We start from the raw sequence: 25,193 nt of genomic DNA, 5'->3' as shown, positions 1-25,193 counted from the left end.
GGTTTCGGGCCTGGTTATCACGCTTCAGAAAGCGACCTTGTCGCCGCCTTTCAGGCCCAGTATCTCGCGCGCTTCGTCGGGGCTGGCGACTTCGTGGCCCAGGTCCTCGACCAGCCTGCGGATCTTGCGGACCTGCTGGGCATTCGACTCCGCCAACTCGCCACGGCTGATGAACAGGCTGTCTTCAAGGCCCACGCGGACATTGCCGCCCATCTGGCTCGCGGTCAGGGCCATCGGGATCTGGGACGCCCCGGCGGCCAGGATCGACCAGCGGTAATCGTCGCCGAACAGCTTGTCGGCGGTCTTCTTCATGAAGACGAGATTGTCGATATCGGCCCCGATCCCGCCCAGGATCCCCATCACGAACTGGATGAAGATCGGCGCCTTGAACAGCCCGATATCCATGCAGAATTTCAGGTTATACAGGTGGCCGACATCGTAGCATTCATGCTCGAACTTGACCTGATGGGGGGCGAGCGTGGTCGCCGCCTCCTCGATATCGCGGAAGGTGTTGCGGAAAATATTGCCGTCGGAATTCGCGACGTAATCCCGCTCCCAGTCGAACTTCCAGTCGGTATAGCGCTTGGCCAGCGGATGGAACGAGAAGTTCATCGAACCCATGTTCATCGAGCACATTTCCGGGCTGAAGGTCATGGTCGGCCTGATGCGGTCCTGGATCGACAGCGTCAGCGAGCCGCCGGTCGAGATATTCACCACCGCATCCGTCGCCTGCTTGATCCGGCCCAGGAAGGGACGGAAATCCTCGGGGTCTACCGAAGGCGCACCGTTTTCCGGGTTCCGCGCATGAAGATGCAGGATCGAGGCGCCGGCCTCGGCGGCCTCGACCGCCTGGCTGGCGATGTCGTCATAGCTCCACGGCAGGGCGTCCGACATGGTCGGGGTGTGGATGGCGCCGGTGATGGCGCAGGTGATGACGGTCTTGGGCTTCCTCGCCATGGTCATTGTCCCTTTTCGGTAAGGCCGCGCACGCGGCGGCTGAGGGGGAAAAGCTCGGTCCCGCGATGGCCGCGGATCAGCCCCCATAGCCCTTTCGGGGCAAAGAGCATGACCGCAATCGCCACCACGCCGAGCGCGATGAGATAGATGGTGCCATAATCCGCCAGCGTCTCGCGCAGGGCGAAATAGACCAGCGTGCCAAGGATCGGGCCTTCCAGCGTGCCGATGCCGCCGATCACCACGATGAAGATGACAACGGCGGTCCAGTCATTGACTGAAAACGCCGCATCGGGCGAAATCCGCAGCTTCTGCAGGAAGATCAGCCCGCCGACCAGCGTGGTCAGCCCGGCGGTGACGACATAGACGGTGAACTTGGTCCACCAGATGTCGATCCCCAGCGATTTCGCCGCCAGCTCGTTGTCGCGGATCGCGGTCAGCGCCACGCCCCGGCGCGAACGCAGGAAGGCGAAGACCGCGCCGACGACCAGCACCGCGATGCCAAGCGCCAGCCAGTAGATCAGCGCCTCGCGCCCGTCGCGGCTCTCGGACAGGCCCTTGACCACGCCGACCGGCAGCGAGGTGCCCGAGCCGCCGCCAAGCGATGTGACCTGCGCGAAGGTCAGCAGGAACACCTCGGCCACGACCCAGGTGCCGATGGCGAAATAGGCGCCGCGCAGCCGGAAGATCAGCGCCGCGACAGGGGCCGAGATCGCCGCCCCGATCAACGCCGCGACCGGCAGCGCCAGAAGCGGGTTCAGCCCCCAGAACATGGTCGCGGCGAAGAACATGTAGCCGCCAAGGCCCACATAGGCCTGCTGCCCGACCGAGACGAGGCCGGCATATCCGGCAAGGAAGTTCCACAAGGTCGCCAGCGACATGTAAAGGAAGATCTCGCCGAACAGCCGCAACTCGGCCCGGCCCGCCCACCAGGGCGCGGCGAACATGACCAGCAGCGCCGCGCCCAGGGCGGCCATGGCGAGGGTGGATGCAGGCGTGCTGCGCGATACGCTGAGATCTCTCATCCGTCCATCCTCGGGAACAGGCCGCGCGGGCGAATGGCAAGGATCAGCAGGAAGACCAGATGACCGGCGAGGATCTGGTAGCCGGGATTGATCTTCGCCCCCAGCGTCTGCGCGATGCCAAGGATCACCCCGCCCCCCAGCGTCCCCCACAGGTTGCCGAGCCCGCCGATGATGACCGCCTCGAAGCCGAAGATCAGCCGCGACGCCCCCGCCGCCGGATCGAAGGAGGTGCGGATGCCCAGAAACACCCCCGCCAGCGCCGTGACCGCCAGGGACAGCGCCATGGCAAGGCCGAAGACATGCGCCCGGTTCAGCCCCATCAGCTGCGCGATGTCCTGCCGGTCCGAGGTGGCGCGGAAGGCCCGGCCAAGCGCGGTGCGGTAGAACATCCATTGCAGCCCGGCGATCACCGCCACGGCGACGGCAAAGACCAGCACCGGCATGACCCCGAGCGTGATCGGCCCGAGGCTGACCGAGGCCGTCTCGATCGGGCCGGCCTGCAGCTTCTGCGGATCGGCGCTGTAACCCATCAGAAGCGCGTTCTGGATGATGACCGACAGCCCGAAGGTGACCAGCAGCGGCGGCAGCAGGTCATCGCCCATGGTGCGGTTCAGGATCAGCCGTTGCAGCGCGTAACCGAAAGCGGCCATCACCGGCACCACGATCACCAGCGCCAGCAGCGGGTTCAGCCCCAGCCCGACAGAGGTGGTCAGCGCCACATAGGCCGACAGCACGATCAGGTCGCCATGGGCGATATTGACCAGCCGCATGACCCCGAAGATCAGGCTCAACCCCGCCGCGAACAGCGCGTAAAGCCCGCCCAGCAAGGCCCCTTGTATGATCGCATTGATCCAGTCCATCGCTATACTCCGAAATAGGCCTTGCTGATGGCGTCGCGGGACAGCTCGCCCGAGCCGCCGGTCAACGAGACTCGGCCCTCCTGCAGGCAGGTGACATGGGACGAGACCGACAGCGCCTTGGCGATGTCCTGCTCGACCACGATGGCCGAGAGGCCTTCGCCGACGATGCCGGGCAGCGCCTCGTAGATCGACTTGATGATGACCGGGGCGAGGCCGAGGCTGATCTCGTCCATCATCAGCAGTTCCGGGTTCGACATCAGCGCCCGGCCGATGGCGACCATCTGCTGCTGACCGCCCGAAAGCGCGGTTGCCGGCACGTTGCGGCGTTCCTTAAGGATCGGGAAAAGATCGTAGATGCGGGTCAGGCTCCACGGCCCCTTGCGGCCCAGCTGGCCGCCGATGATCAGGTTTTCCTCGACGCTGAGCGAGGGGAAAAGCAGCCGGCCTTCGGGCACCAGGGCGATGCCGAGGGCGGCGATCTGGTCGGCGCGCAGCGCGCCGATGGGCCGTCCCTGCCAGCGCACGGCATCCGGCGCATTGCGCAAAAGGCCCGAGATCGAGCGCATCAGCGTTGTCTTGCCGGCCCCGTTGGCGCCGATCACCGCCAGCACCTGACCGCGTTCGACCGCCAGATCGACGCCGTAAAGCGCCTGGAAATCGCCGTAATGCGCGTCGAGACCGTGGATGGACAGGATCGGATCAGGCATCGGCTTCAATCCCCAGATAGATTTCCCGGACCTCGCGGCTGTCCATGATCGCGCGCGGCTCGCCCTCGGCGATCTTCCGGCCGAAATCGATCACGATCAGCCGGTCGACCACGGCCAGCAGGGCGTGGACGACATGCTCGATCCAGACGATGGAAATACCAGTGGCGCGCAGCCTGTTGATGGTCTCGATCAGCGACTTGCATTCATGCTCGGTCAAGCCGCCGGCGATCTCGTCCAGCAGCAACACGCGGGGCCTGGCGCACATGGCGCGCGCCAGTTCCAGCCGCTTGCGCTCCAGCAGGGTCAGCCCGCCGGCCATGGTATTGGCCTTGCGCAGAAGGCCGGTGCGGTCCAGCACGTCGAGGCACAGCGCCTCGGCCTCATCGACGCCCAGACCGGCACCCTGCGTCGCCGCGACGAAGGCATTTTCGAAGATGGTCATGCCGCCGAAGGGCTGCGGCACCTGGAAGCTGCGGGCAAGACCCGCGCGGCAGCGCCGCGCGGCGGGCCATTGGGTGATATCCTCGCCCGAGAGCCGGATGGTGCCGCCATCGACCGGCAGCGTCCCGGTGACGAGGTTGAACATCGTCGTCTTGCCGGCCCCGTTCGGACCGATGACGCCAAGGGCCTCGCCCTCCTCCAGCGACCAGCTTTGATCGTCGGCGACGGTGATCGCGCCGAAGGCCTTCCGGACGCCGGACAGTTCCAGGATCGCCATCGCCCTAGCCCAGAAGCTGCAGATCGCCGGTCACCGGGATTTCCGGCGCGGTGGCGTTCTCGACGATCTTGAGGTCGATCCCCTCGCCCTCCTGCTGCCATTGCCCGGCAACCAGCGGCGTCTTGGTGACGTTCTTCACCGGCCCCGTGGCCCAGTTCACCGGCCCGACGATGGTCCCCATGTCGGTCGCGGCAATGGCGGCAAGGATGGCGCCTGGATCTTCCAGATCCTCGGCGCGGGCGACGACATCGGCCACGACCTCGAACAGCGCATGCTTGAAGCCGATGGGCTGGGTCCAGGGCCGCCCCGTCGCTTCCGTATAGCCCGCCGCCAGATCGGCCGAGGACACACCGGTCAGCGAGGACGAGAACGGATGCGAGGGCGACCACCAGACCTCCGAGGACAATCCGATACCGCGCGCGCCCAGGCCTTCGACCACGCTGGGGAAAAGCAGCGCCTTGCCGATGGTGACGATCTTCGGGTTGAAGCCCTGCTGTGCGGCCTGTGCCCAGAAGGTGGCGAAATCGGGCGGGATCATGTTGCCGGTCACGATCTCGCAACCCGCCGCCTTGAAGGCGCTGATCTGGTTCGAGAAATCGTCGCTCATCGGCTGGTAGCGGCCGGGATCGGTCAGCGCATAGCCGGCTGCGGCCAGCGGCTTCGGCAGACCGAGTTCCGCATCGCCCCAGGCATTGCCATCGGCGTCGTTCGGAAACAGCCCGCCGACGGTCTTGCCGACGCCCGCACCGTCCCACATCGCCAGGAAGGCCGCGATCACGTCCTCCAGCCCCCAGAAGAAGTGATAGGTGAAATCGAAGCCCGCCGCCGGATCGCCGCCGCGCCCGAAGAAATAGGGCTGCCAGGGGCAATCGGTGGTGATGCAGGGCACCTCGTTCAGTTCCGCCTGATCGGAGACCGGGTTGACCGTGTCCGGCGTCGAGGCGGCGACGATGATGTCCACCTCGTCGTTCAGGATCAGTTCCGAGGCGACCTCGGCGGCGCGGTTCGGGTTCGACTGACTGTCCTTCGAGATCACCTCGATCTGCCAGGCCTTGCCGTTATTCTCGATCCCCTGCCCGAAGCGTTCCGAGATCGCCTTCAGGATATAGTCGTCGGCCTCGGCGAAGCCGGCCAGCGGGCCGGTGCGCGGGCTGACATGACCGACCTTCAGGGTCGGGCTCTGCGCATAGGCGCGGGTGCCGCGCAGGATCGCGGGCGCAGCCAGAAGCGCCGCGCTGCCAGTCAGGAAATGGCGCCTTTTCAAGGTCTTCAGCATCTCGTCCTCCCCGGTTCGAGTGTTTCAGAATGTCGCATCGCCGGTCACCTGCCGGTACAGCACCGGCAGAAGGTCCGAGAGATAGCCCATCTCCTCGACGGCATGGCGATGCAGGCGGGTGCAGAAATCGTCGGTCAGCACCTCTGCCCGGACCTTGGCCTTCACCTCTCCGGGCAGTTCGGTGGTCAGGTCCTGGTGATGGACGCCACCCAGCCAGAAGCGGGTGCGCATCTCGGCGCCGTAATCGGTGTCGCGCACGAAATGGGTCATGTGGCCAAGGTTGATCGGCTGTTCCAGCGATCCGGGCCGACCGCAGACGGCAACGCCACCAACGGCATCGTAGCCGGCGGGGTCGAAGACCTCGTGCGGGTCGCGGAAATGGATGCGCAGCTTGTGGACAGGACCGTCGCCGCCGAGGGTCTCGTGGACGAGGTGCTTGGCGCCATAGTAATTGCCGCCATTGCCGCGGTCTTCCCAGTCGCTGAACAGGTGATCGACCGGATGCCACAGCTTGTACTGGTCGGTCCCGCCCAGCCAGCCGAACCACCAGTCGACCATCTTCGCGCGGCAATGCGGCATCCGGGTCAGCGCGGCGATGGTGACATGGCCGTCATCGTAACGCACCACGCCGGATTCGAGCGGCAGGTAGCCGGGTTTCAGCATCTCGTTGCGGTCTTCGAAGCGCATGGTCGATCCTCCTCACATCAGGTCAAGCGGATGGGAAACGGGAATGGGCTGGTCGGTCGGATTGGAAACGAGATCGAGTTGCCAGCCGCCATCGCCCCGATGCCATTGCCCGCCCAGCATCGACGCCTTGGCGACATTGGCGATGGGCGAGGTCTGCCAGTTGGCGCGACCTATGGTGGTTTCGACATCAGTGCCACGAATGGCCTCGATCACCGAGGCCGGGTCGGCCGGATCGGCACTGCGCTTCAGCACATCGACAGCAAGTTCCAGCAGCGCATGTTTCAGCCCGATTGTCTGCACCCATGGACGCCCGGTCGCCGCCGTCCAGGCCTCGGCGATCTGGGCGGCATTCTGCCCGGTCGCGGTCGAGGTGAAGGGATAGGCCGGGTGCCAGCCAAGTTCGCAGGACAGGCCATCGCCCGAGGGGCCGACAGAATCGAGCACACTCGGCAGCAGCAGGCATTTGCCGATGGTGGCGATCTTGCTGTGCAGCCCCTGCTGCTGAGCCTGCGTCCAGTAGGTCAGGAATTCCGGCGGCACCATTGTTCCCATGACGATATCGACGCCGGCCTGCCGAAAGGCAGCGATCTGGGCAGTGAAATCGTCAGCCATCGGGCTATAGCGGCCCGGGTCGGTCACCTCATAGCCCGCCGCCGCCAGGGCCGGGGGAAAGCCGAACTCGGCGTCGCCCCAGGCATTGCCATCGGCATCATTGGCCAGAAGCAGCCCGACCTTGCGGTTCACCTCGGCCCCGTCCCACATCTTGAGATAGGCGGCGATGATGTCCTCTAGCCCGAAGGCGAACAGGAACGTATTTTCGAAACCCTGCTCAGGCGTGGAGCCGCGTCCGAAGACATAGGGTTGCCACGGGCAGGCGGTCGAGAGGCTAGGCACACCGTTCAACTCGCATTGATCGGCGACCGGGTTGACCGTATCGGGTCCACCCGCCGAAAGGACCAGTGCCACTTCGTCCTTCAGGATCAGTTCCGCGGTGATCTCTGCCGCGCGCGAAGCGCTCGACTGGCTGTCCTTGACAATAATCTCAATCGGGCGGCCGTTCGCGCCTTCGGACAGGGCGGCGGCGAACTGGGACAGGATGAAGTCGTCTGGCTCGGCGAAGAAGGCCAGCGGGCCTGTCGCCGGGGTCACCAGCCCGACGCGGATCGGATCGCCGGCAGCACGCGCCATTCTGGGCAGGAGGGCAGGTGCAGCAAGCGCGGCTGCGGCGCTTGCCAGAAGTTGTCGTCTCGTTCCTGTGATCATCTCTCCGACCTCCTCCGTTCGGGGTGATTGCAACAGCCGTCAGTCCTTCAGGATCCCCTCCAGCTTGCGCAGATGGGTGGTGACGCGGTTGCGGGTCGCCGCCGCATCTTCGGGCGTCCATTTGCGGAAGCCCTCGCCGGTCTTCATGCCAAGCTTTCCTTCGGCAACCAGCCGTTCCAGATAGGGCGAAGGGCCGGCGCGGTCTTCCAGGTCGGCCAGCACGGTATTGTGGATGTCCAGCGTCAGGTCGGTGCCGACCAGATCGGCGTTTTCCAGCGGACCTAGCACCGACAGCCGGCGCCCGAAGCAGGATTTCACCACCGTATCGACCGATTCCGCGTCGCAGATGCCGCGCTCGACCAGGCTGATCGCCTCGCGCCAGAGCGCATGTTGCAGGCGGTTGCCGATGAAGCCCGGCACGTCCTTCTCGACCCGAACCGGGGTCTTTCCGGCATCAGCCAGCAGATCCATCATCGCCTGCACGACCCCCTCCTCGGTCCATTCGGTGCGGATCACCTCGACCAGCGGGATCATGTGCGGCGGGTTCCACCAATGCGTGCCAAGCGCGCGGTTCTTCAGCCTGAGGCCCGACATGATCTCGGTGATCGGCATGACCGAGGTGTTGGAGGCAAGGATGCAGTCATCGGGCGCATGGGCCTCGATCTCGGCGAAGATGGACTGTTTCAGCGCCATCTTCTCGGGCGCCGCCTCGAAGACAGCGTAGGCGCCTTTCACGGCGGATTCGATGGTGTCGACGATCTCGATCTTCTTGAGGATCTTCGCGATCTGCGCCTCGCTTTCGCCCATCAGCGAAAGGCTTTCCGAGACCCGGGCCGCAAGCGCGGCGCGGGCTTCGGGGCTGGGATCGGTCACGGCGACATATTGCCCGGCCCGCGCCAGCGTCAGCGCGATGCCGTGGCCCATCAGCCCGGCCCCGATCACGGCGATCTGGAGGTTCTTCCGCATCGCCTCAGCCCGCCGTATAGCCGCCATCGGCGTAGAGGATATGGCCGGTATAGAAGTCGCTGGCCTTCGAGGACAGGAACAGCAGCGGCCCGGCCAGATCCTCGGGCTCGCCCAGCCGGCCCTTGGGAACGCGGGTCAGGAAGCCGTTGCGCACCGTTTTGGCGTCGTCGGTATCCTCGAACATCCAGGCCGTCAGGGGCGAGCGGAAGACCGTCGGCGCAATCGCGTTGACCGTGATGCCGGTCGGCCCAAGCTCGCAACCAAGCGCCTTGGTGATCCCGTCCACCGCCGCCTTCGAGGCGCAATAGGCGGTATAGCCCGCCGGATGCCCCAGCAGGCCGCGGGCCGAACTGACCAGCACGATCTTGCCCCCGCCGCCCTGCGCCTTCATCTGCCTGGTCGCCGCGCGCGCCAGCAGCCAGCTTTGGGTGACATTGGCATCCATCACCGACAGGAAGGCTTCCGGCGCCATCTCGTCGATCTTGGCGACCTTGTTCATGCCAGAGGCGACGACGAGGATATCCAGCGCCCCGTAAGCATCCACCGCGCCCTGCACCAGCGCCGCACAGGCAGCTTCGCTATCGGGTCGGGTGTTGATCTCGGTCACGTCGGCCCCGGCATCGCGGCACTCACCGGCGATTTCCGCCAAGGCCTTGGCATTCCCGGCTGCCAGCACCAGCTTGCAGCCCGCCCCGGCCAGCACCCGCGCGGCCACCGCGCCGAAGGCCCCCGAGGCGCCGGTGATCAGTGCCACCTTGCCCTTCACATCGAACATTTTCAGCGGATCGGTCACGGACATCACTTGGCCTCCGGCGGATAGGGGATGACGACGAGCATCTTGCAGACATGGTTGGACCTGTTCTCGATCCGCCGGACCTGGCCGGGCGGGATGGTGCAGCTGTCCATGGCACGCAGCACCTCGGTCCTGCCGTCCCATTCGAGGGTCATTTCACCCTCCAGCACGACATAGAGCTTCTCGACCGGCGTCGCGTCAGGCCCGGCGCCACCGCCGGGCAGGAACTGGCTGAAGCCGATCCACTGGTTCGTCGGACCGCCCTCCTCGAACCCTTGCAGACGCAGGCCCGAGACGCCCCAGTGATTGGGGGCCTCGTAGGGCTGGGCGTCCTCGAAACGCTTGATAAGCATCTTTTTCCTCCCTTTTGGGCGCCCTCGCCTATTGCGGCGGAAACAGCGCCGCCTCGCGGATGAATTCCAGCATGTCGGGACCGAGCGAGGCATCCGCCGTTCCGATATGCGCGACAATCGAGATGTGGTTGTGGCCGGGCACGATGGCGGTCACCGGCAGATGCCCGTCACGGGCCAGCAAACCCGCGATCAATTGGCCGGTCTGGTCCTGCGCCAGCGGGATATCCAGTTCGCCCGCCGCCAGCATGACCGGCAGCTTCCGCCCGTCGAGCTGGTCGATATAGGACCGCTCGGCCAACTCGGCCGGGTCGGTGCCGTAATATTGCGCATCGCGGTCCGGGTCGATCTGGTGATCGGTCAGATTCGCGCTCGGGGGCGAGACCAAGATCGCGCCGATCACACCGTCATCGGGAAGCTGAAATTCCTCGCGGAAGGCATAATCCGCCGCATGGGCCGATCCTGCCGAGTTGCCGGCAACGACGATCTTCGAAACATCGCCGCCATGCGCCGCCGGGTTGTCGTGCAGCCATTGCACCACCGCAGCCATATCCTCGGCACCCGAGGGCCATTTTGCATCCGGCGCCAGCCGATAGTTCATCGCCACGAAAACGACGCCGTTCTGCGCGAAATAGGGGCCGAGATTGGCAACCTCGGCCTTGTCGCCGCGCACGAAGCCGCCGCCATGGGCGAAGATCTGGATCGGCGCCGTGCCATCTGCCGCAGCGGGCTTATAGACATCCAGCCGGTTGCGCTCGGCAGGGCCATAGACCAGGTCGGTTTCAAACTCGACGCCTTCGACGGGCAGCGTCGGATAAAGCGGCGCGTAAAGGGCATGCGTTCCGCCGACCACCTCTCGGGTCAGGGTCGTGCCCATGTCGCGCAGCTTCTGGGCGATCTCGGGCATGTCGGCGACCTGCGCCGAAGCGGGCAGCGTCCATGCCAGCCCGAGGCCGGCCAGAATCGTGCAGATACGAAAGCCCATTGCGCAGCTCCCCTTGCGGTCGTGGTCTGGTCTGACCGCCCCCGCCGGCTCCTCCGCCGGCGGGGACGAAGCCTTGGCTCAGATCCTCTCGCCCGCCTCGATGCGGAACTTCTGATCCTTGTCGATCATCGCCACGAGGCGGACGATGCAGCCGTCGCCGCGATCCCAGTTCCAGGGGAAGAAGGCAAAGGTGCAGCGCTTGCCGGTGACCGCATCCAGATCGCCGCCGACATTCTCGATCCCCATGATGCCGTTCCTGAACAGGATGTTATGAACCGGCTCCCATTCCGGGAAGTCGTCTTTCCAGTCATTGCCGCCGGACCATTCCTTGTATTCCTCGGCCAGGTGCGGCAGCAGCGGGCCATTGCGCTGCGGGCCGATCGCGGTGGCCAGCGGGTGGTCATTGGCCTGGGTGTCGTGGCCGACGACCTTGATGCCCTTCTCGACCATCCATTCGCCTGCCGATTTCACGAAGCCGGGGCAATAGGCGAAGTAATCGCCATCCTCGTATTGCTTGTGCCAGCCGGTATTGATGATCAGCACGTCGCCCTTGCGGATCGACTTGCCGCAGGCCTTTTCCAGATCGTCGCCGGTGATGAATTCCCATTTCTTCTTGGGCAGCGACACCACGATGCCGGAACCGAAGAAATGCGGCAGCGGCACCTCGTCGATGAAGGGCGTGCCCTGAACGACATGGGCCGGCGCGTCGATATGGGTGGTCGCGTGCATGGTGGTGGTGATGCGCTGCGACAGCACGCCGGACTTGGCCATATAGTGGATACGCTCGATCTTGGTATCCTCGAAATAGGGCCAGTTCGGGTTCTGGAAACCGAAGCGGTGGCTGAGGTTGTAGAATTCCAGCCCCATGCTGTTGTCGGTGTTACCCTCGAATTCAATGCCGCGAATCTTGACCATAAGCAGTCCTCCTCTGTTCGCCGCGAGCCGCAAAAGGCCCGTGCGTGATGTAGGTCGAGTGATCTGGATGTCCTCCCATCCGTCCCATATAGCGGGCCATATGACCTGCATCGCGGTCAACGGAATAATTTCGGAATTGGCAAATTGTATCGCATTGTGGGCTTTTTGGATTGGATATCCGCATCGTGAGATGTAGAAGTGAACCAAACGGCTGATGGGTGACGCATGGCACATGACGATGGCGCGAATCATCCGCCGCGAAACGGGATACAGGTCATTGGGCGCGCGGCCGCGATCCTTCGGGTATTGCGCGACGATCCCGAAGGGTTATCGCTTGGCCAGATCGCCAGTCGCGTCGGGCTGGCGCGATCAACCGTGCAGCGGATCGTTTCCGCCTTGCAGGAAGAGCGGCTGGTCACCACGATCGGCAATGCCGGGATCCGCCTGGGGCCGGAACTGGCCCTTCTGGCCGCCGCGGCCCGCTTCGATCCGGTCCCGGTCTGCCACCCCTACCTGACCCGCATCGTGGAAAAGACCGGCGAGACCGCAGACCTTTCGGTCCTGCGCGACGGTCGCATGGTCTTTCTTGATCAGGTTCCCGGCACCCACCGCCTGCGCGCCGTCTCCTCGGTCGGAGAGCGTTTTCCCCTGACCACCACGGCGAACGGTCGCGCCGCCCTGGCACTGTTTCCCGATGACGAGGCACGCCGCATGGCCGAGGTGGAATGGTCCGGAAGCGGCATCAAGACCGACTGGGACAACCTGCGCCGGACCCTGACCGAAATCCGAAAGTCCGGCTTCGCCCGCGATTGCGACGAACATACCGAGGGGATTTCAGCCGTGGGCTTCGCGCTGCGCAGCCATCTGGGCGAGATCTACGCCATTTCGATCCCGGTCCCGAGCCACCGTTTCGACCTCGTCAGCGCGCTCGTCACCCGCGAGATCCTGCGCAGTGCACGCGAGTTGCGCCGGCATCTCGGTGCCCTTGGCACGCAATGACGATGACAGCCGCGATGGATTTGCAGGACAAGGCCGCCTGACGCCACGCGGTTTCGCAACCTCGATCTGCTGGTTCGGGTCGGTCGGCGCAGGGTGTCGACGGATCGCGCCCGGTCGCGGCAAACAGAACCGGACGGGGAAAGCTACGGCGCTTATCAGATTGTCACGATCACCGGCACCTCAAGCCAGTGCTCTTCCAGATTGTTGCCGTCGCCGATCCGGTCGATGACGCCGTAAAGCCCCGATCCGTCCAGCGGGCACAGGACCCCATGCCAGGTATTGCGGCGCAGGTTCACGCCCTGCCCGGCGCGGGCGATGAATGCACGCGGCGCGGCGGGCACGCCCCCCGCATCATCGGCCACCGTCACCAGAAAGCGCGATTGCGACATCGGGATGAAGGCCTGCGATCCCAGCGGATGGCGCTCCAGCAGGTCGAGCCTGTAGGGCATCTCGCGCAGTTCGGCGTGAAACAGGCTGATCCCGGCCCGGCCCCCGCCTGTATCGGACCCGAAATCCAGCCCGGCGATGTCGTGATACCGCCCGCACTTGCCCTGATTGATGATCTTGTCAGGTGTGCCGGTCACTTCCAGCACCTCGCCGAAGGGGGCGAAGGCTTCGGCGCTCAGCGGCTCGGCGCGCAGCGTGGTCATGGCAGCATGTCCTGCAGGCGCAGCGCCGCGATGCGTTCGACCTGGGCGCAGGCCTCGGCGAATTCCGTCGGTCGGTCATTGTCGATGCGACGGCGGAAGGCGGCAAGGATGCCCGCCTTGTCATGGTCGCGCACGGCGATGATGAAGGGAAAGCCGTGCCTGGCAACATAGGCCTCGTTCAGCGCCGTGAACTCGGCGCGTTCGGCATCGGTCAGCGCGTCCAGCCCGGCGCTTGCCTGCTCATGCGTCGATTCCGCCGTCAGCCACTTCGCCTGCGCCAGCTTGCCGGCCAGATCCGGATGCGCGGTCAAGACGCCCAGCCGTTCCGCTTCGGAGGCCGAGCGGAACATGCGGCAAAGCGCATTATGCAGCCCCACGGCGCTGTCATGGGCGGGGCCAAGCTCCATCCCGAAGGCGCGTTCCGCGATCCAGGGCGAATGTTCGAAGATGCCGCCGTAGCGGGCAACGAATGTCTCGCGGTCCATTTCCGAGGGACGCTCGAAACGGACCGGCGGATGGGTTTCGGCCCAGTGCCGGGCGATGTCGATGCGGCGCGGGGTCCAGACGCCCTCGAAGCCCTGAATATAGTCGATGAAACGCTTCAAGCCGGCTAGCTTGCCCGGCCTTCCGATCAGCCGGCAATGCAGGCCGATGCTCATCATCTTCGGCGCCCCCGCCTGGCCTTCGGCATAGAGCACGTCGAATGCGTCCTTCAGATACTGATAGAACTGCTCGCCGGTGATATAGCCGGGCGCAGTGGCGAAGCGCATGTCATTGGCTTCCAGCGTATAGGGGATGACCAGCTGGTCACGGTCGCCCACCCGCAGCCAATAGGGAAGATCATCGTCATAAGTGTCCGAGACATAGGCGAATTGCCCGGTTTCCGCCGTCAGCCGCACGGTATTGGCGCTGCAGCGGCCAGTATACCAGCCCTCGGGCGGGGTGCCGACGACCTCGGTATGCAGCCGGATCGCCTCGGCGATGGCGGCGCGTTCCTGATCCTCGGGCATGTCCTTGTGCTCGACCCATTTCAGACCGTGGCTGGCGATTTCCCAATCGGCAGCCTTCATCGCCGCGACCTGTTCCGGGCTGCGCGCCAGTGCCGTGGCGACGCCATAGATGGTCACCGGAATGCCTGCGCCCGTGAACAGGCGGTGCAGCCGCCAGAACCCGGCCCGCGCGCCATATTCATAGATGGATTCCATGTTCCAATGCCGCTGCCCCGGCCACATCGCCGCGCCCGCGATATCCGACAGGAAGGCTTCGGACGCCGCATCGCCATGCAGCACGCAATTCTCGCCACCCTCCTCATAGTTCAGCACGAACTGCACCGCGACTTTCGCGCCACCCGGCCATTTCGCATCCGGCGGGTTCGCTCCATATCCGCGCATGTCCCGAGGGTAACGTGTCATCGCCTGTCTCCATCGCTGTCTCGGGCCAGTCTATCGCCGCTTTCCTTCGGGTGAAATGCGTGAAACGATCAGGGCGCGACACGGAAGGGAACGGATATGGCAGGCTATCTGACGACGCATGTTCTGGACACCGCGAAGGGCATCCCGGCCGCGGGCCTGAGGATCGAGCTTTACCGGATCGAGGGCGATGCGCGGAAGCACCTGAAAACCGTGACCACCAATGCCGACGGCCGCACCGACGCCCAGATCCTGCCAGAGACCGAATTCGTGAAGGGCACCTATGAGTTGGTCTTCCATGCCGGTGATTATCTGGGTCAGCGCGATTTCCTGGACGTGATCCCGCTGCGCTTCACCACGTCCGAGGCGAGCCATTATCACGTTCCGCTGCTGCTCTCGCCCTATGGCTATTCGACGTATCGGGGAAGTTAGGGCAACCAGCGGGTCAATGCGCCGGATCTCTCGGCGGCATGGCGGCTTTCAGCCCTTTTCGACGAACCCTCTACATTTGCTTTTCTGACGCTGGACGCTCTGACTTGCCAACGAGGGTCACAAATTTGACCGCGTTTTCAGCTTGATCTTAAAAACATAGCCATTCGGCTAGGTTTCTCTTGCCGAAACACATAGACCTTAATACTTAGCCATATGGCTAATCATCTTGACGCTCTCTTTGCCGCCTTGTCCGACCCAACCCGACGGGCGGTGATTGAGCGACTGACAACCGGGTCCGCTCCGGTCTCGGAGCTATACGCCCCCCATGAAATGGCGCTGCCCTCCTTCCTCAAGCATCTGGGCAAGCTCGAAGCTGCCGGTCTGGTCCGCTCGGAGAAGGTTGGCCGGGTCCGCATGGTTCATATCGAGGCGCTTCCCATCGCCGAGGCCGAAGAATGGCTGAAGCGGCAACGCCGTCTCTGGGAAGGCCGCCTCGACAGACTCTCCGCACTTGCCGAAAACATCGAAAAGGATTCTCACGATGGCTGATTTTGAAACCCTGGTCCTGACCCGCGATATCGCCTGTTCTCCCGCGCGGTTGTTCCACACCATGACCGACCGCGACCTTCGCCAGAAATGGAGCGCGCCGGACAATGACAGCGTGATCATCATCGACCAGTTCGATTGCCGCCCCGGCGGGCGAGAGGTGATACGTTGCGGCCCGAAAGAGGCCCCCGAGTTCAACACCATCGGCGATTTTCATGTGGTATCGCCGGATTTTCTTTGCTTCACCGAAACGCTGATGGTCGGTGGGCAAACCATCTCGATCAGCCTGTGCAGCCACGAAATCAGCGAAAGCCCTGGTGGCAGCCATTTGCGCGTTACCTTGCAGATCACCAGCCTGGCCGGGCCGGACATGTTCAAGGATTACAACACTGGCTGGTCTGCCGCGCTGGACAATCTGGCCATTCTCGCCAGCAGTTTCGAGCAATAGTCGGGGCGTCTGATATTTTGTAGCGTTTGCACTCAGAGCGGGTCGTGGGGCTGCCGTGGCGAAAGGCAGCCCCAATCCGCTTCAGCTATCTGATCCGAGCCCTCCTGTCCCCCAAAACGAGACCCGTCGCTTCTTGGGTCTCGTTTTCAGGAAAGACAGAATGCAGCCCCTCAATTCGCGATCAAGCGCAGGCTATACAGCCGGCCCGGATAGGGTTCTTCAGATCCGCTCGATCGCCAGGGCAATCCCCTGACCGCCGCCGATGCACATGGTGATCAGCGCGCGCTTGCCGCCGATGCGGTCCAGCTCGTACATCGACTTCACGGTAAGGATCGCGCCGGTCGCGCCGACCGGGTGGCCAAGCGCGATGGCGCCGCCATTCGGGTTCACCTTCGCCGGGTCGAGGCCGAGCCCCTTGTTCACCGCCAGCGCCTGCGCCGCGAAGGCCTCGTTCGATTCGATCACGTCGAAATCGCTGGCTTTCAGGCCGGTTTTCTCCAGCAGCTTCTGCACGGCGGGGATCGGGCCGATGCCCATCACCTCGGGCCGGACGCCGGCGATGGCATAGCCCAGCACCTTGAAGCGCGGGGTCAGGCCGGCGGCCTTGGCGGCATCGGCGCGGGCCAGCACCACGGCGGCAGCGCCGTCATTGATGCCCGAGGCATTGCCCGCCGTCACCGTGCCGTCCTTCTTGAACACGGTCTTGAGGCCCGCGAGCTTGTCGAGCGAGGTTTCCTTCGGATGCTCGTCGGTGTCGAAGGCCACGACGCCCTTGCGGGTCTTGACCTCGATGGGGACGATCTGGTCCTTGAAGCGGCCCTCGGCGATGGCGCGGGCGGCGCGGTTCTGGCTTTCCAGCGCGAAGGCGTCCTGGGCCTCGCGGGTGATGTCATGCTCGGCGGCGACGTTTTCGGCGGTCACCCCCATATGGCCGGTCCCCATCGGACAGGTCAGCGCGCCGACCATCATGTCGAGCATCTGCACATCGCCCATCTTGGCGCCGAAACGCGCCGCCGGCACCGCATAGGGCGCGCGCGACATCGATTCGGCACCGCCCGCGACGGCGAAATCGGCATCGCCGAGCGCCAGCATCTGCACCGCCGAGACGATGGCCTGCGCGCCCGACCCGCAAAGCCGGTTCACGTTCATCGCCGGGGTGGTGTTCGGCACGCCCGCATCCAGCATGGCGACGCGGGACAGGTACATGTCGCGCGGCTCGGTATTGAGGACATGGCCGAAGACCACGGTGCCGATCTGGTCGGGCGAGATGCCGGCGCGCTCGATGGCGGCCTTGGTCGCGGTCGCGGCCAGCTGGATCGGCGGGATCGCGGCAAGGCTGCCGCCGAAAGTGCCGATCGCGGTGCGCGCGCCGGACAGAATGACGATATCGGAATCGGCCATGGTGATCTCTCCCTAACAGAATGTGGTGACAGCTTAGGCGGCGCGAGGCCCGCTGTGAAGCGGGACACTGCGTCGCGTTCAACCGCCGATCAGATGGATGACGACGGGAATGGTGGCGACGCTGGCGGCGGTCGAGATCAGGATGGCCGAGGAGACGCGCTGCACGGCGATGCCGAAATATTCGGCCAGCATGAAGACATTGCCCGCGACCGGCAGGGCGGCGGCGGCGATCATGACGCCGGCGGCGAAAGGGGCGACGCCGAAGACATAGCAGGCAGCGGCGACGGCGGCCGGGTGCAGGACCAGCTTGGCGAAGGACAGCCAGAGCGCGATGACCGGGCGCTCGGCGCGGCGACCGACAAGGCTGGCGCCGATGGCGAAAAGCGCGCCCGGCGTGGCGGCAGCCGAAAGCAGGGTCAGGAACTCCATCGCCGGGCCGGGCAGCGGCAGGCTCAGTGCCGACCAGCCGAGACCGGCCAGCATCGAGACGATCATCGGGTTCGCCAGCAGCCCGCGCAACAGCACCCAGAGCGTCGCCAGCCGGATGCGGCCCTGCCGCGTCCCCGTGACGATAACGGTGATGAGGGTCGAGAAGACCACGAGGTCGATGATCAGGATCAACAGGACCGGGCCGGCGGCGGCCTCTCCCAGCAGCACGATCAGCATCGGCACGCCGAGAAAGCCGGTATTGCCGATGACATAGCAATGCGCCTCCATCGCCGCTTCGGCAAGGCCAAGATTGCGGGCGCGACCTATGGCCATGCCGATGGCCCAGAGGATGAGCGAGCCGGTCAGATAGGCGGCGGCGAAGGCCGGGTCCCAGATCTCGTTGATGTCGAGCGTTGCGGCAAAGCGGAACAGCATGGCCGACAGCGCGAAATAGAAGACGAAGCGGGTCAGCCAGGCGGCACCCTCGGGCGGGAAGATACGACTGCGCGCGGCGAACCAGCCCAGCCCGATCAGGGCGAAGAAGGGCAGGGTTTTCAGGAAAATCGCCAGCATTGCTCGGTCCCGCTCTGGGGTCTGGCCCCGCTCGCGCCGACAAGATCATCCGTGGCGGCGAGTTTCAAGCCCGCGAGGCCGGCTCCCTGCCGATATGCGCCTCGCCCCGTTCCTCGGCCAGTTCGACCTGATGCTGGCGCTCGCGGAAGCGGGCACGGTCGGTATCGGAGTATTCCGACAGGCAGCGGTGACAACTGACGCCTTCCTCATATTCCGGGCGGGCCTTGTCCCTGGCCGAGAGTGGCCGGCGGCAGGCATGGCAGAGGTCGTAGCTGCCATGTTTCAGCCCGTGACCGAGGCTGACGCGCTTGTCGAAGACAAAGCACTCGCCCTGCCATCTGCTGTCGGCCTCGGGGATTTCTTCCAGATATTTCAGGATGCCGCCCTGAAGGTGGAAAACTTCCTCCACGCCTTGCGAGATCAGGTAATTGGTCGATTTCTCGCAGCGGATACCGCCGGTGCAGAACATGGCGATGCGCTTGTTGTGGAAGCGATGGGCATTGTCTTGCCACCAGGCAGGGAAGTCGCGGAAGGATTTCGTGCCCGGATCGACGGCGCCGTCGAAGGTGCCGATCTCGACCTCGTAATCGTTGCGGGTGTCGATCACGGCGACATCGGGGGCCGAGATCAGGTCGTTCCAATCGGCGGGGGCGACGTAATGGCCGACGGCGGCCAGCGGGTCGACATCGGGCTGGCCCATGGTCACGATCTCGCGTTTCAGGCGGACTTTCATCCGGCCGAAGGGCATCTCGGTTGCGGTGCTTTCCTTCCAGACCAGACCTGCGCAGCCCGGCAGGGCGCGGATATGGGCCAGCACCGCGTCGATGCCAGCGCGAGGGCCGGCGATGGTGCCGTTGATCCCCTCGGGCGCGAGCAGCAGCGTGCCCTTGACGCCTTCGCCACAGGCAAGCTTCGCCAGCGGGCCTTGCAGGGCCTTGGGGTCGGGGAAGCGGGTAAAATGGTAAAGCGCGGCGACGGTCAGCATGTGCTGGCCATAGCCGCCGCGCCCCGAGTCGTCAAACCTCCGTCGTCAAACCTCTGGCGTCAACTCATCATCCGAAGGTGATGTTCAGGGCGAAGCCGCCCAGCAGATAGATGAACATGGTGATCAGGATAATGCCGACGATGTTCAGCACGAAGCCGCCCCGCGCCATCTGCCGGATGGTCACCGCGCCGGTGCCGAAGACGATGGCATTGGGCGGGGTGCCGACCGGCAGCATGAAGGCGCAGGTGGCCGCGAAGGCCGCCGGGATCAGCAGCGCCATCGGATCGACGCCGATGCCCACGGCAACCCCGCCGAGGATCGGGATGAAGGTCGCCGCCGTGGCGGTGTTCGATGTCACCTCGGTCAGGAACAGGATCAGCGTGGTAACGGCCACGATCAGCATGATCGGCGTCAATGCACCAAGGCCCTGCACCTGCTGGCCGAACCACTGGTCGAGACCGCTGGCCGCGACCGCACCGGCCAGCGACAGCCCGCCGCCGAACAGCAGCAGCACGCCCCAGGGCAATCCGTCCTCGGCATCCTTCCAGTTCAGCACCATGGTGGTGCGCCCCTTGCCCGGCAGGATGAACAGCGCGATCCCGGCGGCAATGGCCACGGCGGTATCGTTCAGATCATCGAGCGGCCCGAGGCTGAGCCCGGTCAGGCTGCCGATCAACCCCGGCACCACCCAGAGAAACGCTGCCGACCCGAAGACGATCATGACCATACGCTCTCCCTGCCCGACCGGGCCGAGATGCGAGATTTCGTCGTCGATCATGGCGCGCCCGCCCGGAACCTCGGACAGGGTGAAGCGGAACAGCACATTGGTCATCAGCACCCAGGCGATGAAGATGAAGACAAGCGCCAGCGGCAGGCCGATCATCATCCATTGCAGGAAGCCGATCTTGCGCCCCAATTCGTCGGCGACATAGCCGGCGACGATGGCATTGGGCGGGCTGCCCAGAAGCGTGCCAAGCCCGCCGATGGTCGCCGCCCAGGCGATGGACAGCACCAGGCAGATGCCGAAGGCCCGGATGTTCGGGTCGTCCACGACATCCGAGATGGTGTTGCCGGCGGCAATCGCCTCGCCCGCCTCGGCACCCTGATCGGTATGGTGGCTGCGCTCGATCACCAGGGTCAGGATCGACAACCCGATGGGCAGCATCATCAGCGTGGTGGCGGTGTTCGACACCCACATGGACAGGAATCCGGTGGCCAGCATCATGCCGAGGATGATGCGTTTCGGCTGCACCCCCACCTGGCGCAGGGTCAGCAGCGCGATGCGGCGATGCAGGTTCCATTTCTCCATGGCGATGGCGATCAGGAAACCGCCGAGGAACAGGAAGACGATGGAACTGGCATAGGGCGCGGTGGCCTCGTTCACCGTGCGCTCGGTCAGCATCGGGATCAGCACGATGGGCAGAAGCGAGGTGGCCGAAAGCGGAATCGCCTCGGACATCCACCAGATCGCCATCAGCGTGCCGATGGCGGCGACGTTGCGGGCATCGGGCGACAGCCCTTCGGAGCCGCCAAGCAACAGCCAGACCAGCCCGGCGGCGATCAGCCCTGCGGCGCGCATCCCCCAGACCATGCCGGCAGACCGGCTTGGCCCCTCGTCATATTCGTCATATTGCCCCTGTTGATGGAGCTCTTCCGGAAGCTCGTTATCGGCCATGTCTTGTCCCTCCCCCTCGTTCTCTCTCGGGTCAGGTTGCGCGGATTACGGGCAGATCGCAAGCGAAGACTATCCAAAAGGACAGGTCGGCGCCGGCGGCATCGCTGCGGGTGACAGCCCAACCCGTGAAGGCTGGCGAAGCAGGGCGAAACGGGGCGGCATTGACGCCCCGGACGCACCTGCTACGAAAGGGTAACGGAGGATCTGCTGATGCCCAAGGCCCTGATTGTCATCGACGCGCAGGTCGATTTCTGCCCCGGCGGCCGGCTCGCGGTCGAGGGTGGCGACCAGATCATCGGCCCCATCAACGACTTGATGGCCGATTACGACGCCGTGGTGCTGACCCAGGACTGGCATCCCGACAACCATTCCAGCTTCGCCGATAACCATCCCGGTGCCGCGCCTTTTTCGACGGTCGAGATGGCTTACGGAACCCAGGTCCTTTGGCCGCGCCATTGCGTGATCAGCTCTCCCGGGGCGGGGTTTCATCCGGCGCTGGCGGTGGATGTGGCCGATGTGATCATCCGCAAGGGCTATCGCCCCGAGATCGACAGCTATTCGGCCTTCTTCGAGAATGACCACCAGACCCGCACCGGGCTGGCAGGCTATCTGCGCGAACGCGGGCTGATGACGCTCGATTTCGTCGGCCTCGCCCATGATTTCTGCGTCGCCTGGTCGGCCATCGACGCGGCGAAGCTGGGCTTCAACACCGGCGTGATCGAGGATGCGACCCGCGCCATCGACCTGAACGGCTCGAAACGGGCAGCGCAGGAAAACATGCGCGCGGCAGGAGTGACGCTGAAATGATGATGCCCAATGTCGATATCGCCGCGCGCGTCTATAATCACCGCTGGAAGATCGACCCGATCGTGCGCTCGCTGCTGGACACCGATTTCTACAAGCTGCTGATGTGCCAGTCGGTGTTTCGCAACAAGCGCGACACCAATGTCACCTTCCAGCTGATCAACCGCACCAAGTCCGTCCGCCTGGCCGAGGTGGTGGACGAGGTCGAGTTGCGCGAGCAGCTCGATCAGGTCCGCGCGCTGCGGCTGACGCGGGGGGAATCAACCTGGCTGCGCGGCAATACCTTCTATGGCAAGCGGCAGATGTTCCGGCCCGATTTCATGGAATGGCTGGAAAACGTGCAACTGCCGGACTACGAGCTGTCGACCCGCGACGGCCAGTACGAGCTGCGCTTCGAAGGCAAGTGGCCCGAGGTGATGCTGTGGGAAATCCCGGCATTGGCGATCATCATGGAGCTGCGCTCGCGCGCGGTGACCAAGGATATGGGACGGTTCGAGTTGCAGGTTCTTTATGCCCGCGCCATGACCCGGGTCTGGGAAAAGATCACCCGGCTGAACCAGTTGCCCGATCTCAAGATCGCCGATTTCGGCACGAGACGGCGGCATTCCTATCTGTGGCAGGACTGGTGCGTTCAGGCCATGGGCGAGGGCCTGGGCAATGCGCCGGGCGGCAAGTTCACCGGCACTTCGAACTGCCTGATCGCCATGCGCCGCGATCTGGAGGCCATCGGGACGAATGCCCATGAGTTGCCGATGGTCTATGCCGCGCTCGCCAATAGCGACGAGGAGTTGAAACAGGCCCCTTACCGCGTCCTCGCCGACTGGCACGAGGAACATGACGGCAATCTGCGCATGATCCTGCCCGATACCTATGGCACCAAGGGCTTTCTGGCGGGCGCGCCGGACTGGCTGGCCGGCTGGACCGGGATCCGTGTCGATTCCGGCGATCCGGTCGAGAATACCGAGATCGCGATTCAATGGTGGAAGGATCGCGGCGAGGATCCGAGCAAGAAGCTTGTCATCTTCTCGGACGGGCTGGACGTGGCCGAGATCGAGGATCTTTACAATCGCTTCCACGGTCGGGTGAAGGTCAGCTTCGGCTGGGGCACGCTTCTGACCAATGATTTCCGGGGGCTGGTCGATGGCGACGGGCTGAACCCGCTCAGCCTCGTCTGCAAGGCGGTCGCAGCCGAGGGGCGCCCGACGGTGAAGCTCTCCGACAACCCGGCCAAGGCGATGGGTCCGAAGGGCGAGATCGAGCGTTACAAGCGCGTCTTCGGCGTCGGCGAGCAGGAGCGGGTCGAACTCTTCGTCTGAAACATGACACAGGGTCAGGTCAGTCCCGGGTGAAGACGGTCGCGGTTTCCACATGCGGGGACCAGCGGAACTGGTCGATCACATAGACCGACCCCATGCGCCAGCCGCCGGCCAGCATGGTCGCGGCGTCGCGGGCGAATGTGACCGGATCGCAGCTGATCCAGACCACGCGCGTCAGCGCGGATGCGGAAAGCTGTTCCGCCTGTGCCGCAGCACCTGTGCGCGGCGGGTCGATGACGGCGGCGTCGAAACGCGCCAGTTCATCCGGCATCAGCGGACGGGCGGACAGGTCGCGGGTCTCGGTGGTGACGCGGTGCAGGCCGGGCGTGGCGCGCCATGCGGCATCGAGCGCCTTCAGCGGCGCGGCAAGGCCTTCGACCGCGTGAACCTCTGCCGAGGCCGCCAGCGGCAAGGCAAATGTGCCGCAACCGGCGAAAAGATCGACGATACGACCCGCGCCCTCCAGCGCCTTGCGGGTGACGGCCAGTAGCGCGGCCTCGCCCTCTGCCGTGGCCTGCAGAAAGACACCGGGCGGGGGCGTGACCCGGGCCGTGCCCATCCGAAGCAGCGGCGCACGGCGCGTCATCGGCGTGCCGTCCCAGTCCAGCCGGGCGAAATCGCCTTGCCGCATGATGTCGCCCAACCGCTCGGTCAGGCCCGCATCCAGTGCCTTGCCGCCGGTCACGGCGATATCCAGCCCGGCGGCGGTCTCGGTCACGCTCAGCGACAGCTCCGCCCCGCGCGAGGCCCCTGCCGCCACCAGATCGCGCAGCACCGGCAGGGCCTCGACGATGCCGGGCCGCAGCACAAGGCACTCCCGCAGATCGGTGATCTGGTCCGAGGCACGGGCATGAAACCCGACCGTCGCCCCCTTCTTCGTCCGCCGTCCCGACAGCACCGCCCGCCGGCGCGAGCGCTCGGGTGAGGTTGCGACGCCGCCGATCCTTGCCGCAATCCCATGCGCGGCAAGGGCCGAGGTGACGCTTTGCGCCTTCCAGCGGGCGACGAAACCGTCGCTGCCATGCATCAGCGCGCAGCCGCCGCAACTCGCGTAATGCGGGCAGGCCGGGCGCACCCGGTCGGGCGAGGGGGTCAGGATGCGAGGCCGGTCGATGCGGCCATCCACGATGTCGCCCTCGATTTCCTCTCCGGGCAGGGTCAGCGCGGCCAGCACCTGCCGGCCCTCGGCGTCGCGGGCGATGCCGTCGCCGCGCCGGCCAAGACGTTCGATCTGCAAAACACTCATGCGGGTCAGTTGATCAGCCGGTCGATGGTGCGGATGTTCGATGCCGTCCGGTTCGCCGTGCCGACCGTATCGTTGAAACTGTCGAGCGCATGGCGCTCTGGCGTGCCGGCGCAGCCGCCAAGGGCGGTGATGGCGAATAGCAATACGGTTGCGAGGCGCGTCATGGCGGCTTCCTTTTCGGGTCGCCCGCCAATCTAGGCCTTTGCGGCGGTCTCTGGAAGCCCGGCCACCTCATCGGTGCCGAGGAATCCGCCCGATTGCCGGTTCCAGTAACGCGCATAGGTGCCGCCACGGGCCAGAAGCGCGTCATGGCTGCCTTCCTCGACGATGCGGCCCTCCTCCAGCACGACGATGCGGTCCATCTCGGCGATGGTCGACAGGCGGTGCGCGATGGCCAGCACGGTCTTGCCCTCCATCACCCGGTCGAGCGAGGACTGGATCGCCGCCTCGACTTCGCTGTCCAGTGCGCTCGTCGCCTCGTCCAGGATCAGGATCGGCGCGTTCTTCAGGAAGGCGCGGGCAAGGGCGATGCGCTGACGCTGCCCGCCCGACAGTTTCACGCCCCGTTCGCCCAGATGCGCGTCATAGCCCTGTTGCCCGTCATGGTCCTGCATGGCGGTGATGAATTCATCCGCCTCTGCTGCCGCAGCCGCCTCGGCAATATCGCGTTCCGACGCCTCGGGAGAGCCGTAGCGGATATTGTCCCGGGCCGAGCGGTTGAACATCGCGGTTTCCTGCGTGACCATGCCGATCTGGCGGCGCAGGCTTTCCTGCGTGACCT

At 65.1% G+C, this 25,193-nt stretch carries 28 protein-coding genes; 6 read left to right on the top strand and 22 right to left on the bottom strand.

Features of this window, described 5'->3' with window-relative positions:
* Positions 1-24 precede the first annotated feature (24 nt).
* The 13 genes from Q0330_RS03635 to Q0330_RS03575 form a co-directional block, all read right to left on the bottom strand.
* Positions 25-957 (bottom strand): 3-keto-5-aminohexanoate cleavage protein, encoded by a 933-nt coding sequence (locus tag Q0330_RS03635; RefSeq protein ID WP_299474610.1) that lies wholly within the window; start codon positions 955-957, stop codon positions 25-27.
* A gap of 2 nt (positions 958-959) precedes the next feature.
* Positions 960-1,979, bottom strand: a complete 1,020-nt coding sequence (locus Q0330_RS03630) for a branched-chain amino acid ABC transporter permease (protein ID WP_299474607.1) — start codon at positions 1,977-1,979, stop codon at positions 960-962.
* Positions 1,976-2,839 carry a branched-chain amino acid ABC transporter permease gene (locus Q0330_RS03625; protein ID WP_299474604.1) on the bottom strand — a complete coding sequence of 288 codons (864 nt, stop codon included), beginning with the start codon at positions 2,837-2,839 and terminating at the stop codon, positions 1,976-1,978. Before Q0330_RS03625 ends, Q0330_RS03630 begins: the two co-directional genes overlap by 4 nt.
* A gap of 2 nt (positions 2,840-2,841) precedes the next feature.
* Positions 2,842-3,546 (bottom strand): ABC transporter ATP-binding protein, encoded by a 705-nt coding sequence (locus Q0330_RS03620; RefSeq protein WP_299474601.1) that lies wholly within the window; start codon positions 3,544-3,546, stop codon positions 2,842-2,844.
* On the bottom strand, positions 3,539-4,264 hold the full coding sequence (locus Q0330_RS03615; RefSeq protein ID WP_299474599.1) for an ABC transporter ATP-binding protein: 726 nt from the start codon (positions 4,262-4,264) through the stop codon (positions 3,539-3,541). The genes Q0330_RS03620 and Q0330_RS03615 overlap by 8 nt, the downstream gene beginning before the upstream one ends.
* A 4-nt stretch (positions 4,265-4,268) precedes the next feature.
* On the bottom strand, positions 4,269-5,540 hold the full coding sequence (locus Q0330_RS03610; protein ID WP_299474596.1) for an ABC transporter substrate-binding protein: 1,272 nt from the start codon (positions 5,538-5,540) through the stop codon (positions 4,269-4,271).
* Between the two features lie 24 nt (positions 5,541-5,564).
* A complete protein-coding gene (locus Q0330_RS03605) occupies positions 5,565-6,227 on the bottom strand; it encodes a hypothetical protein (protein WP_299474593.1) in 663 nt (220 codons plus the stop codon).
* Between the two features lie 12 nt (positions 6,228-6,239).
* A complete protein-coding gene (locus Q0330_RS03600) occupies positions 6,240-7,415 on the bottom strand; it encodes an ABC transporter substrate-binding protein (protein ID WP_299474590.1) in 1,176 nt (391 codons plus the stop codon).
* A 114-nt stretch (positions 7,416-7,529) separates the two neighbouring features.
* Positions 7,530-8,456 (bottom strand): 3-hydroxyacyl-CoA dehydrogenase family protein, encoded by a 927-nt coding sequence (locus Q0330_RS03595; protein WP_299474587.1) that lies wholly within the window; start codon positions 8,454-8,456, stop codon positions 7,530-7,532.
* Between the two features lie 4 nt (positions 8,457-8,460).
* Positions 8,461-9,255: an SDR family NAD(P)-dependent oxidoreductase gene (locus Q0330_RS03590; RefSeq protein ID WP_299474584.1), complete on the bottom strand. Its 795-nt coding sequence runs from the start codon at positions 9,253-9,255 to the stop codon at positions 8,461-8,463.
* Positions 9,255-9,602 carry a cupin domain-containing protein gene (locus Q0330_RS03585; protein WP_299474581.1) on the bottom strand — a complete coding sequence of 116 codons (348 nt, stop codon included), beginning with the start codon at positions 9,600-9,602 and terminating at the stop codon, positions 9,255-9,257. The genes Q0330_RS03590 and Q0330_RS03585 overlap by 1 nt, the downstream gene beginning before the upstream one ends.
* 28 nt (positions 9,603-9,630) lie before the next feature.
* Positions 9,631-10,584: an alpha/beta hydrolase gene (locus Q0330_RS03580; protein WP_299474578.1), complete on the bottom strand. Its 954-nt coding sequence runs from the start codon at positions 10,582-10,584 to the stop codon at positions 9,631-9,633.
* Between the two features lie 78 nt (positions 10,585-10,662).
* Positions 10,663-11,499, bottom strand: a complete 837-nt coding sequence (locus Q0330_RS03575) for a cyclase family protein (RefSeq protein ID WP_299474575.1) — start codon at positions 11,497-11,499, stop codon at positions 10,663-10,665.
* Positions 11,500-11,724: 225 nt separating this feature from the next.
* Between Q0330_RS03575 and Q0330_RS03570 the strand changes: the two genes are divergently transcribed.
* On the top strand, positions 11,725-12,498 hold the full coding sequence (locus Q0330_RS03570) for an IclR family transcriptional regulator (protein ID WP_299474572.1): 774 nt from the start codon (positions 11,725-11,727) through the stop codon (positions 12,496-12,498).
* A 155-nt stretch (positions 12,499-12,653) separates the two neighbouring features.
* Here the strand turns inward: Q0330_RS03570 and Q0330_RS03565 are convergent, their stop codons facing one another.
* Entirely contained in the window at positions 12,654-13,148 is a 495-nt protein-coding gene (locus Q0330_RS03565; protein ID WP_299474569.1) for an ureidoglycolate lyase, read from the bottom strand.
* The gene (puuE, locus tag Q0330_RS03560; RefSeq protein ID WP_299474566.1) at positions 13,145-14,560 is read right to left on the bottom strand and encodes an allantoinase PuuE; all 1,416 of its coding nucleotides are present in this window, start codon (positions 14,558-14,560) and stop codon (positions 13,145-13,147) included. The genes Q0330_RS03565 and puuE overlap by 4 nt, the downstream gene beginning before the upstream one ends.
* A 96-nt stretch (positions 14,561-14,656) precedes the next feature.
* Here puuE and uraH point away from each other — a divergent pair, with 96 nt between their 5' ends.
* The 3 genes from uraH to Q0330_RS03545 all read left to right on the top strand — a co-directional run bounded on the left by uraH (position 14,657) and on the right by Q0330_RS03545 (position 15,983).
* Positions 14,657-14,989, top strand: a complete 333-nt coding sequence (gene uraH / locus Q0330_RS03555) for a hydroxyisourate hydrolase (protein WP_299474562.1) — start codon at positions 14,657-14,659, stop codon at positions 14,987-14,989.
* A gap of 213 nt (positions 14,990-15,202) precedes the next feature.
* Positions 15,203-15,538, top strand: coding sequence for a metalloregulator ArsR/SmtB family transcription factor (locus Q0330_RS03550; RefSeq protein WP_299474559.1), 336 nt, complete (start codon positions 15,203-15,205; stop codon positions 15,536-15,538).
* Positions 15,531-15,983, top strand: coding sequence for an SRPBCC domain-containing protein (locus tag Q0330_RS03545; protein ID WP_299474556.1), 453 nt, complete (start codon positions 15,531-15,533; stop codon positions 15,981-15,983). Before Q0330_RS03550 ends, Q0330_RS03545 begins: the two co-directional genes overlap by 8 nt.
* A gap of 219 nt (positions 15,984-16,202) precedes the next feature.
* Here Q0330_RS03545 and Q0330_RS03540 read toward each other — a convergent pair whose 3' ends face one another.
* The 4 genes from Q0330_RS03540 to Q0330_RS03525 all read right to left on the bottom strand — a co-directional run bounded on the left by Q0330_RS03540 (position 16,203) and on the right by Q0330_RS03525 (position 21,046).
* Positions 16,203-17,384, bottom strand: coding sequence for an acetyl-CoA C-acyltransferase family protein (locus tag Q0330_RS03540; protein ID WP_299474553.1), 1,182 nt, complete (start codon positions 17,382-17,384; stop codon positions 16,203-16,205).
* A gap of 78 nt (positions 17,385-17,462) precedes the next feature.
* On the bottom strand, positions 17,463-18,386 hold the full coding sequence (locus Q0330_RS03535) for an AEC family transporter (protein ID WP_299474550.1): 924 nt from the start codon (positions 18,384-18,386) through the stop codon (positions 17,463-17,465).
* A gap of 64 nt (positions 18,387-18,450) precedes the next feature.
* The gene (locus Q0330_RS03530; protein ID WP_299474547.1) at positions 18,451-19,371 is read right to left on the bottom strand and encodes a rhodanese-related sulfurtransferase; all 921 of its coding nucleotides are present in this window, start codon (positions 19,369-19,371) and stop codon (positions 18,451-18,453) included.
* Positions 19,372-19,438: 67 nt separating this feature from the next.
* On the bottom strand, positions 19,439-21,046 hold the full coding sequence (locus Q0330_RS03525) for a DASS family sodium-coupled anion symporter (protein ID WP_299474544.1): 1,608 nt from the start codon (positions 21,044-21,046) through the stop codon (positions 19,439-19,441).
* A 210-nt stretch (positions 21,047-21,256) separates the two neighbouring features.
* Between Q0330_RS03525 and pncA the strand changes: the two genes are divergently transcribed.
* Together pncA and pncB are read left to right on the top strand one after the other, a co-directional pair.
* Entirely contained in the window at positions 21,257-21,853 is a 597-nt protein-coding gene (pncA, locus tag Q0330_RS03520; RefSeq protein ID WP_299474541.1) for a bifunctional nicotinamidase/pyrazinamidase, read from the top strand.
* Entirely contained in the window at positions 21,850-23,166 is a 1,317-nt protein-coding gene (gene pncB, locus Q0330_RS03515) for a nicotinate phosphoribosyltransferase (RefSeq protein WP_299474538.1), read from the top strand. Before pncA ends, pncB begins: the two co-directional genes overlap by 4 nt.
* A gap of 19 nt (positions 23,167-23,185) precedes the next feature.
* On the opposite strand, the gene Q0330_RS03510 is transcribed toward pncB, so the two are convergent.
* From Q0330_RS03510 to Q0330_RS03500, 3 genes are all read right to left on the bottom strand, one after another.
* A complete protein-coding gene (locus tag Q0330_RS03510; protein WP_299474535.1) occupies positions 23,186-24,412 on the bottom strand; it encodes a class I SAM-dependent RNA methyltransferase in 1,227 nt (408 codons plus the stop codon).
* Positions 24,413-24,417: 5 nt separating this feature from the next.
* Positions 24,418-24,576, bottom strand: coding sequence for a hypothetical protein (locus Q0330_RS03505; protein ID WP_299474532.1), 159 nt, complete (start codon positions 24,574-24,576; stop codon positions 24,418-24,420).
* 30 nt (positions 24,577-24,606) lie between these two features.
* Positions 24,607-25,193 (bottom strand): ATP-binding cassette domain-containing protein (locus Q0330_RS03500; protein WP_299474529.1); only part of this gene is annotated, 587 nt, incomplete at its 5' end.

The organism is uncultured Paracoccus sp., assembly GCF_937873615.1.
Taxonomy (GTDB): Bacteria; Pseudomonadota; Alphaproteobacteria; order Rhodobacterales; family Rhodobacteraceae; genus Paracoccus.
This window is presented reverse-complemented; position numbering and strand designations above follow the sequence as displayed.

Coding starts and splice junctions, on each gene's coding strand:
- Q0330_RS03585 (WP_299474581.1), bottom strand. CDS start 9,602: ATGCTTATCAAGCGTTTCGAGGACGCCCAGCCCTACGAGGCCCCCAAT.
- Q0330_RS03600 (WP_299474590.1), bottom strand. CDS start 7,415: ATGGCGCGTGCTGCCGGCGATCCGATCCGCGTCGGGCTGGTGACCCCG.
- Q0330_RS03570 (WP_299474572.1), top strand. CDS start 11,725: ATGGCACATGACGATGGCGCGAATCATCCGCCGCGAAACGGGATACAG.
- Q0330_RS03595 (WP_299474587.1), bottom strand. CDS start 8,456: ATGCGGAAGAACCTCCAGATCGCCGTGATCGGGGCCGGGCTGATGGGC.
- Q0330_RS03635 (WP_299474610.1), bottom strand. CDS start 957: ATGGCGAGGAAGCCCAAGACCGTCATCACCTGCGCCATCACCGGCGCC.
- Q0330_RS03525 (WP_299474544.1), bottom strand. CDS start 21,046: ATGGCCGATAACGAGCTTCCGGAAGAGCTCCATCAACAGGGGCAATAT.
- Q0330_RS03535 (WP_299474550.1), bottom strand. CDS start 18,386: ATGCTGGCGATTTTCCTGAAAACCCTGCCCTTCTTCGCCCTGATCGGG.
- pncA (WP_299474541.1), top strand. CDS start 21,257: ATGCCCAAGGCCCTGATTGTCATCGACGCGCAGGTCGATTTCTGCCCC.
- Q0330_RS03565 (WP_299474569.1), bottom strand. CDS start 13,148: ATGACCACGCTGCGCGCCGAGCCGCTGAGCGCCGAAGCCTTCGCCCCC.
- Q0330_RS03530 (WP_299474547.1), bottom strand. CDS start 19,371: ATGCTGACCGTCGCCGCGCTTTACCATTTTACCCGCTTCCCCGACCCC.
- Q0330_RS03540 (WP_299474553.1), bottom strand. CDS start 17,384: ATGGCCGATTCCGATATCGTCATTCTGTCCGGCGCGCGCACCGCGATC.
- Q0330_RS03510 (WP_299474535.1), bottom strand. CDS start 24,412: ATGAGTGTTTTGCAGATCGAACGTCTTGGCCGGCGCGGCGACGGCATC.
- uraH (WP_299474562.1), top strand. CDS start 14,657: ATGGCAGGCTATCTGACGACGCATGTTCTGGACACCGCGAAGGGCATC.
- Q0330_RS03615 (WP_299474599.1), bottom strand. CDS start 4,264: ATGGCGATCCTGGAACTGTCCGGCGTCCGGAAGGCCTTCGGCGCGATC.
- Q0330_RS03505 (WP_299474532.1), bottom strand. CDS start 24,576: ATGACGCGCCTCGCAACCGTATTGCTATTCGCCATCACCGCCCTTGGC.
- Q0330_RS03630 (WP_299474607.1), bottom strand. CDS start 1,979: ATGAGAGATCTCAGCGTATCGCGCAGCACGCCTGCATCCACCCTCGCC.
- Q0330_RS03580 (WP_299474578.1), bottom strand. CDS start 10,584: ATGGGCTTTCGTATCTGCACGATTCTGGCCGGCCTCGGGCTGGCATGG.
- Q0330_RS03590 (WP_299474584.1), bottom strand. CDS start 9,255: ATGTCCGTGACCGATCCGCTGAAAATGTTCGATGTGAAGGGCAAGGTG.
- Q0330_RS03605 (WP_299474593.1), bottom strand. CDS start 6,227: ATGCGCTTCGAAGACCGCAACGAGATGCTGAAACCCGGCTACCTGCCG.
- Q0330_RS03610 (WP_299474596.1), bottom strand. CDS start 5,540: ATGCTGAAGACCTTGAAAAGGCGCCATTTCCTGACTGGCAGCGCGGCG.
- pncB (WP_299474538.1), top strand. CDS start 21,850: ATGATGATGCCCAATGTCGATATCGCCGCGCGCGTCTATAATCACCGC.
- Q0330_RS03550 (WP_299474559.1), top strand. CDS start 15,203: ATGGCTAATCATCTTGACGCTCTCTTTGCCGCCTTGTCCGACCCAACC.
- puuE (WP_299474566.1), bottom strand. CDS start 14,560: ATGACACGTTACCCTCGGGACATGCGCGGATATGGAGCGAACCCGCCG.
- Q0330_RS03625 (WP_299474604.1), bottom strand. CDS start 2,839: ATGGACTGGATCAATGCGATCATACAAGGGGCCTTGCTGGGCGGGCTT.
- Q0330_RS03620 (WP_299474601.1), bottom strand. CDS start 3,546: ATGCCTGATCCGATCCTGTCCATCCACGGTCTCGACGCGCATTACGGC.
- Q0330_RS03575 (WP_299474575.1), bottom strand. CDS start 11,499: ATGGTCAAGATTCGCGGCATTGAATTCGAGGGTAACACCGACAACAGC.
- Q0330_RS03545 (WP_299474556.1), top strand. CDS start 15,531: ATGGCTGATTTTGAAACCCTGGTCCTGACCCGCGATATCGCCTGTTCT.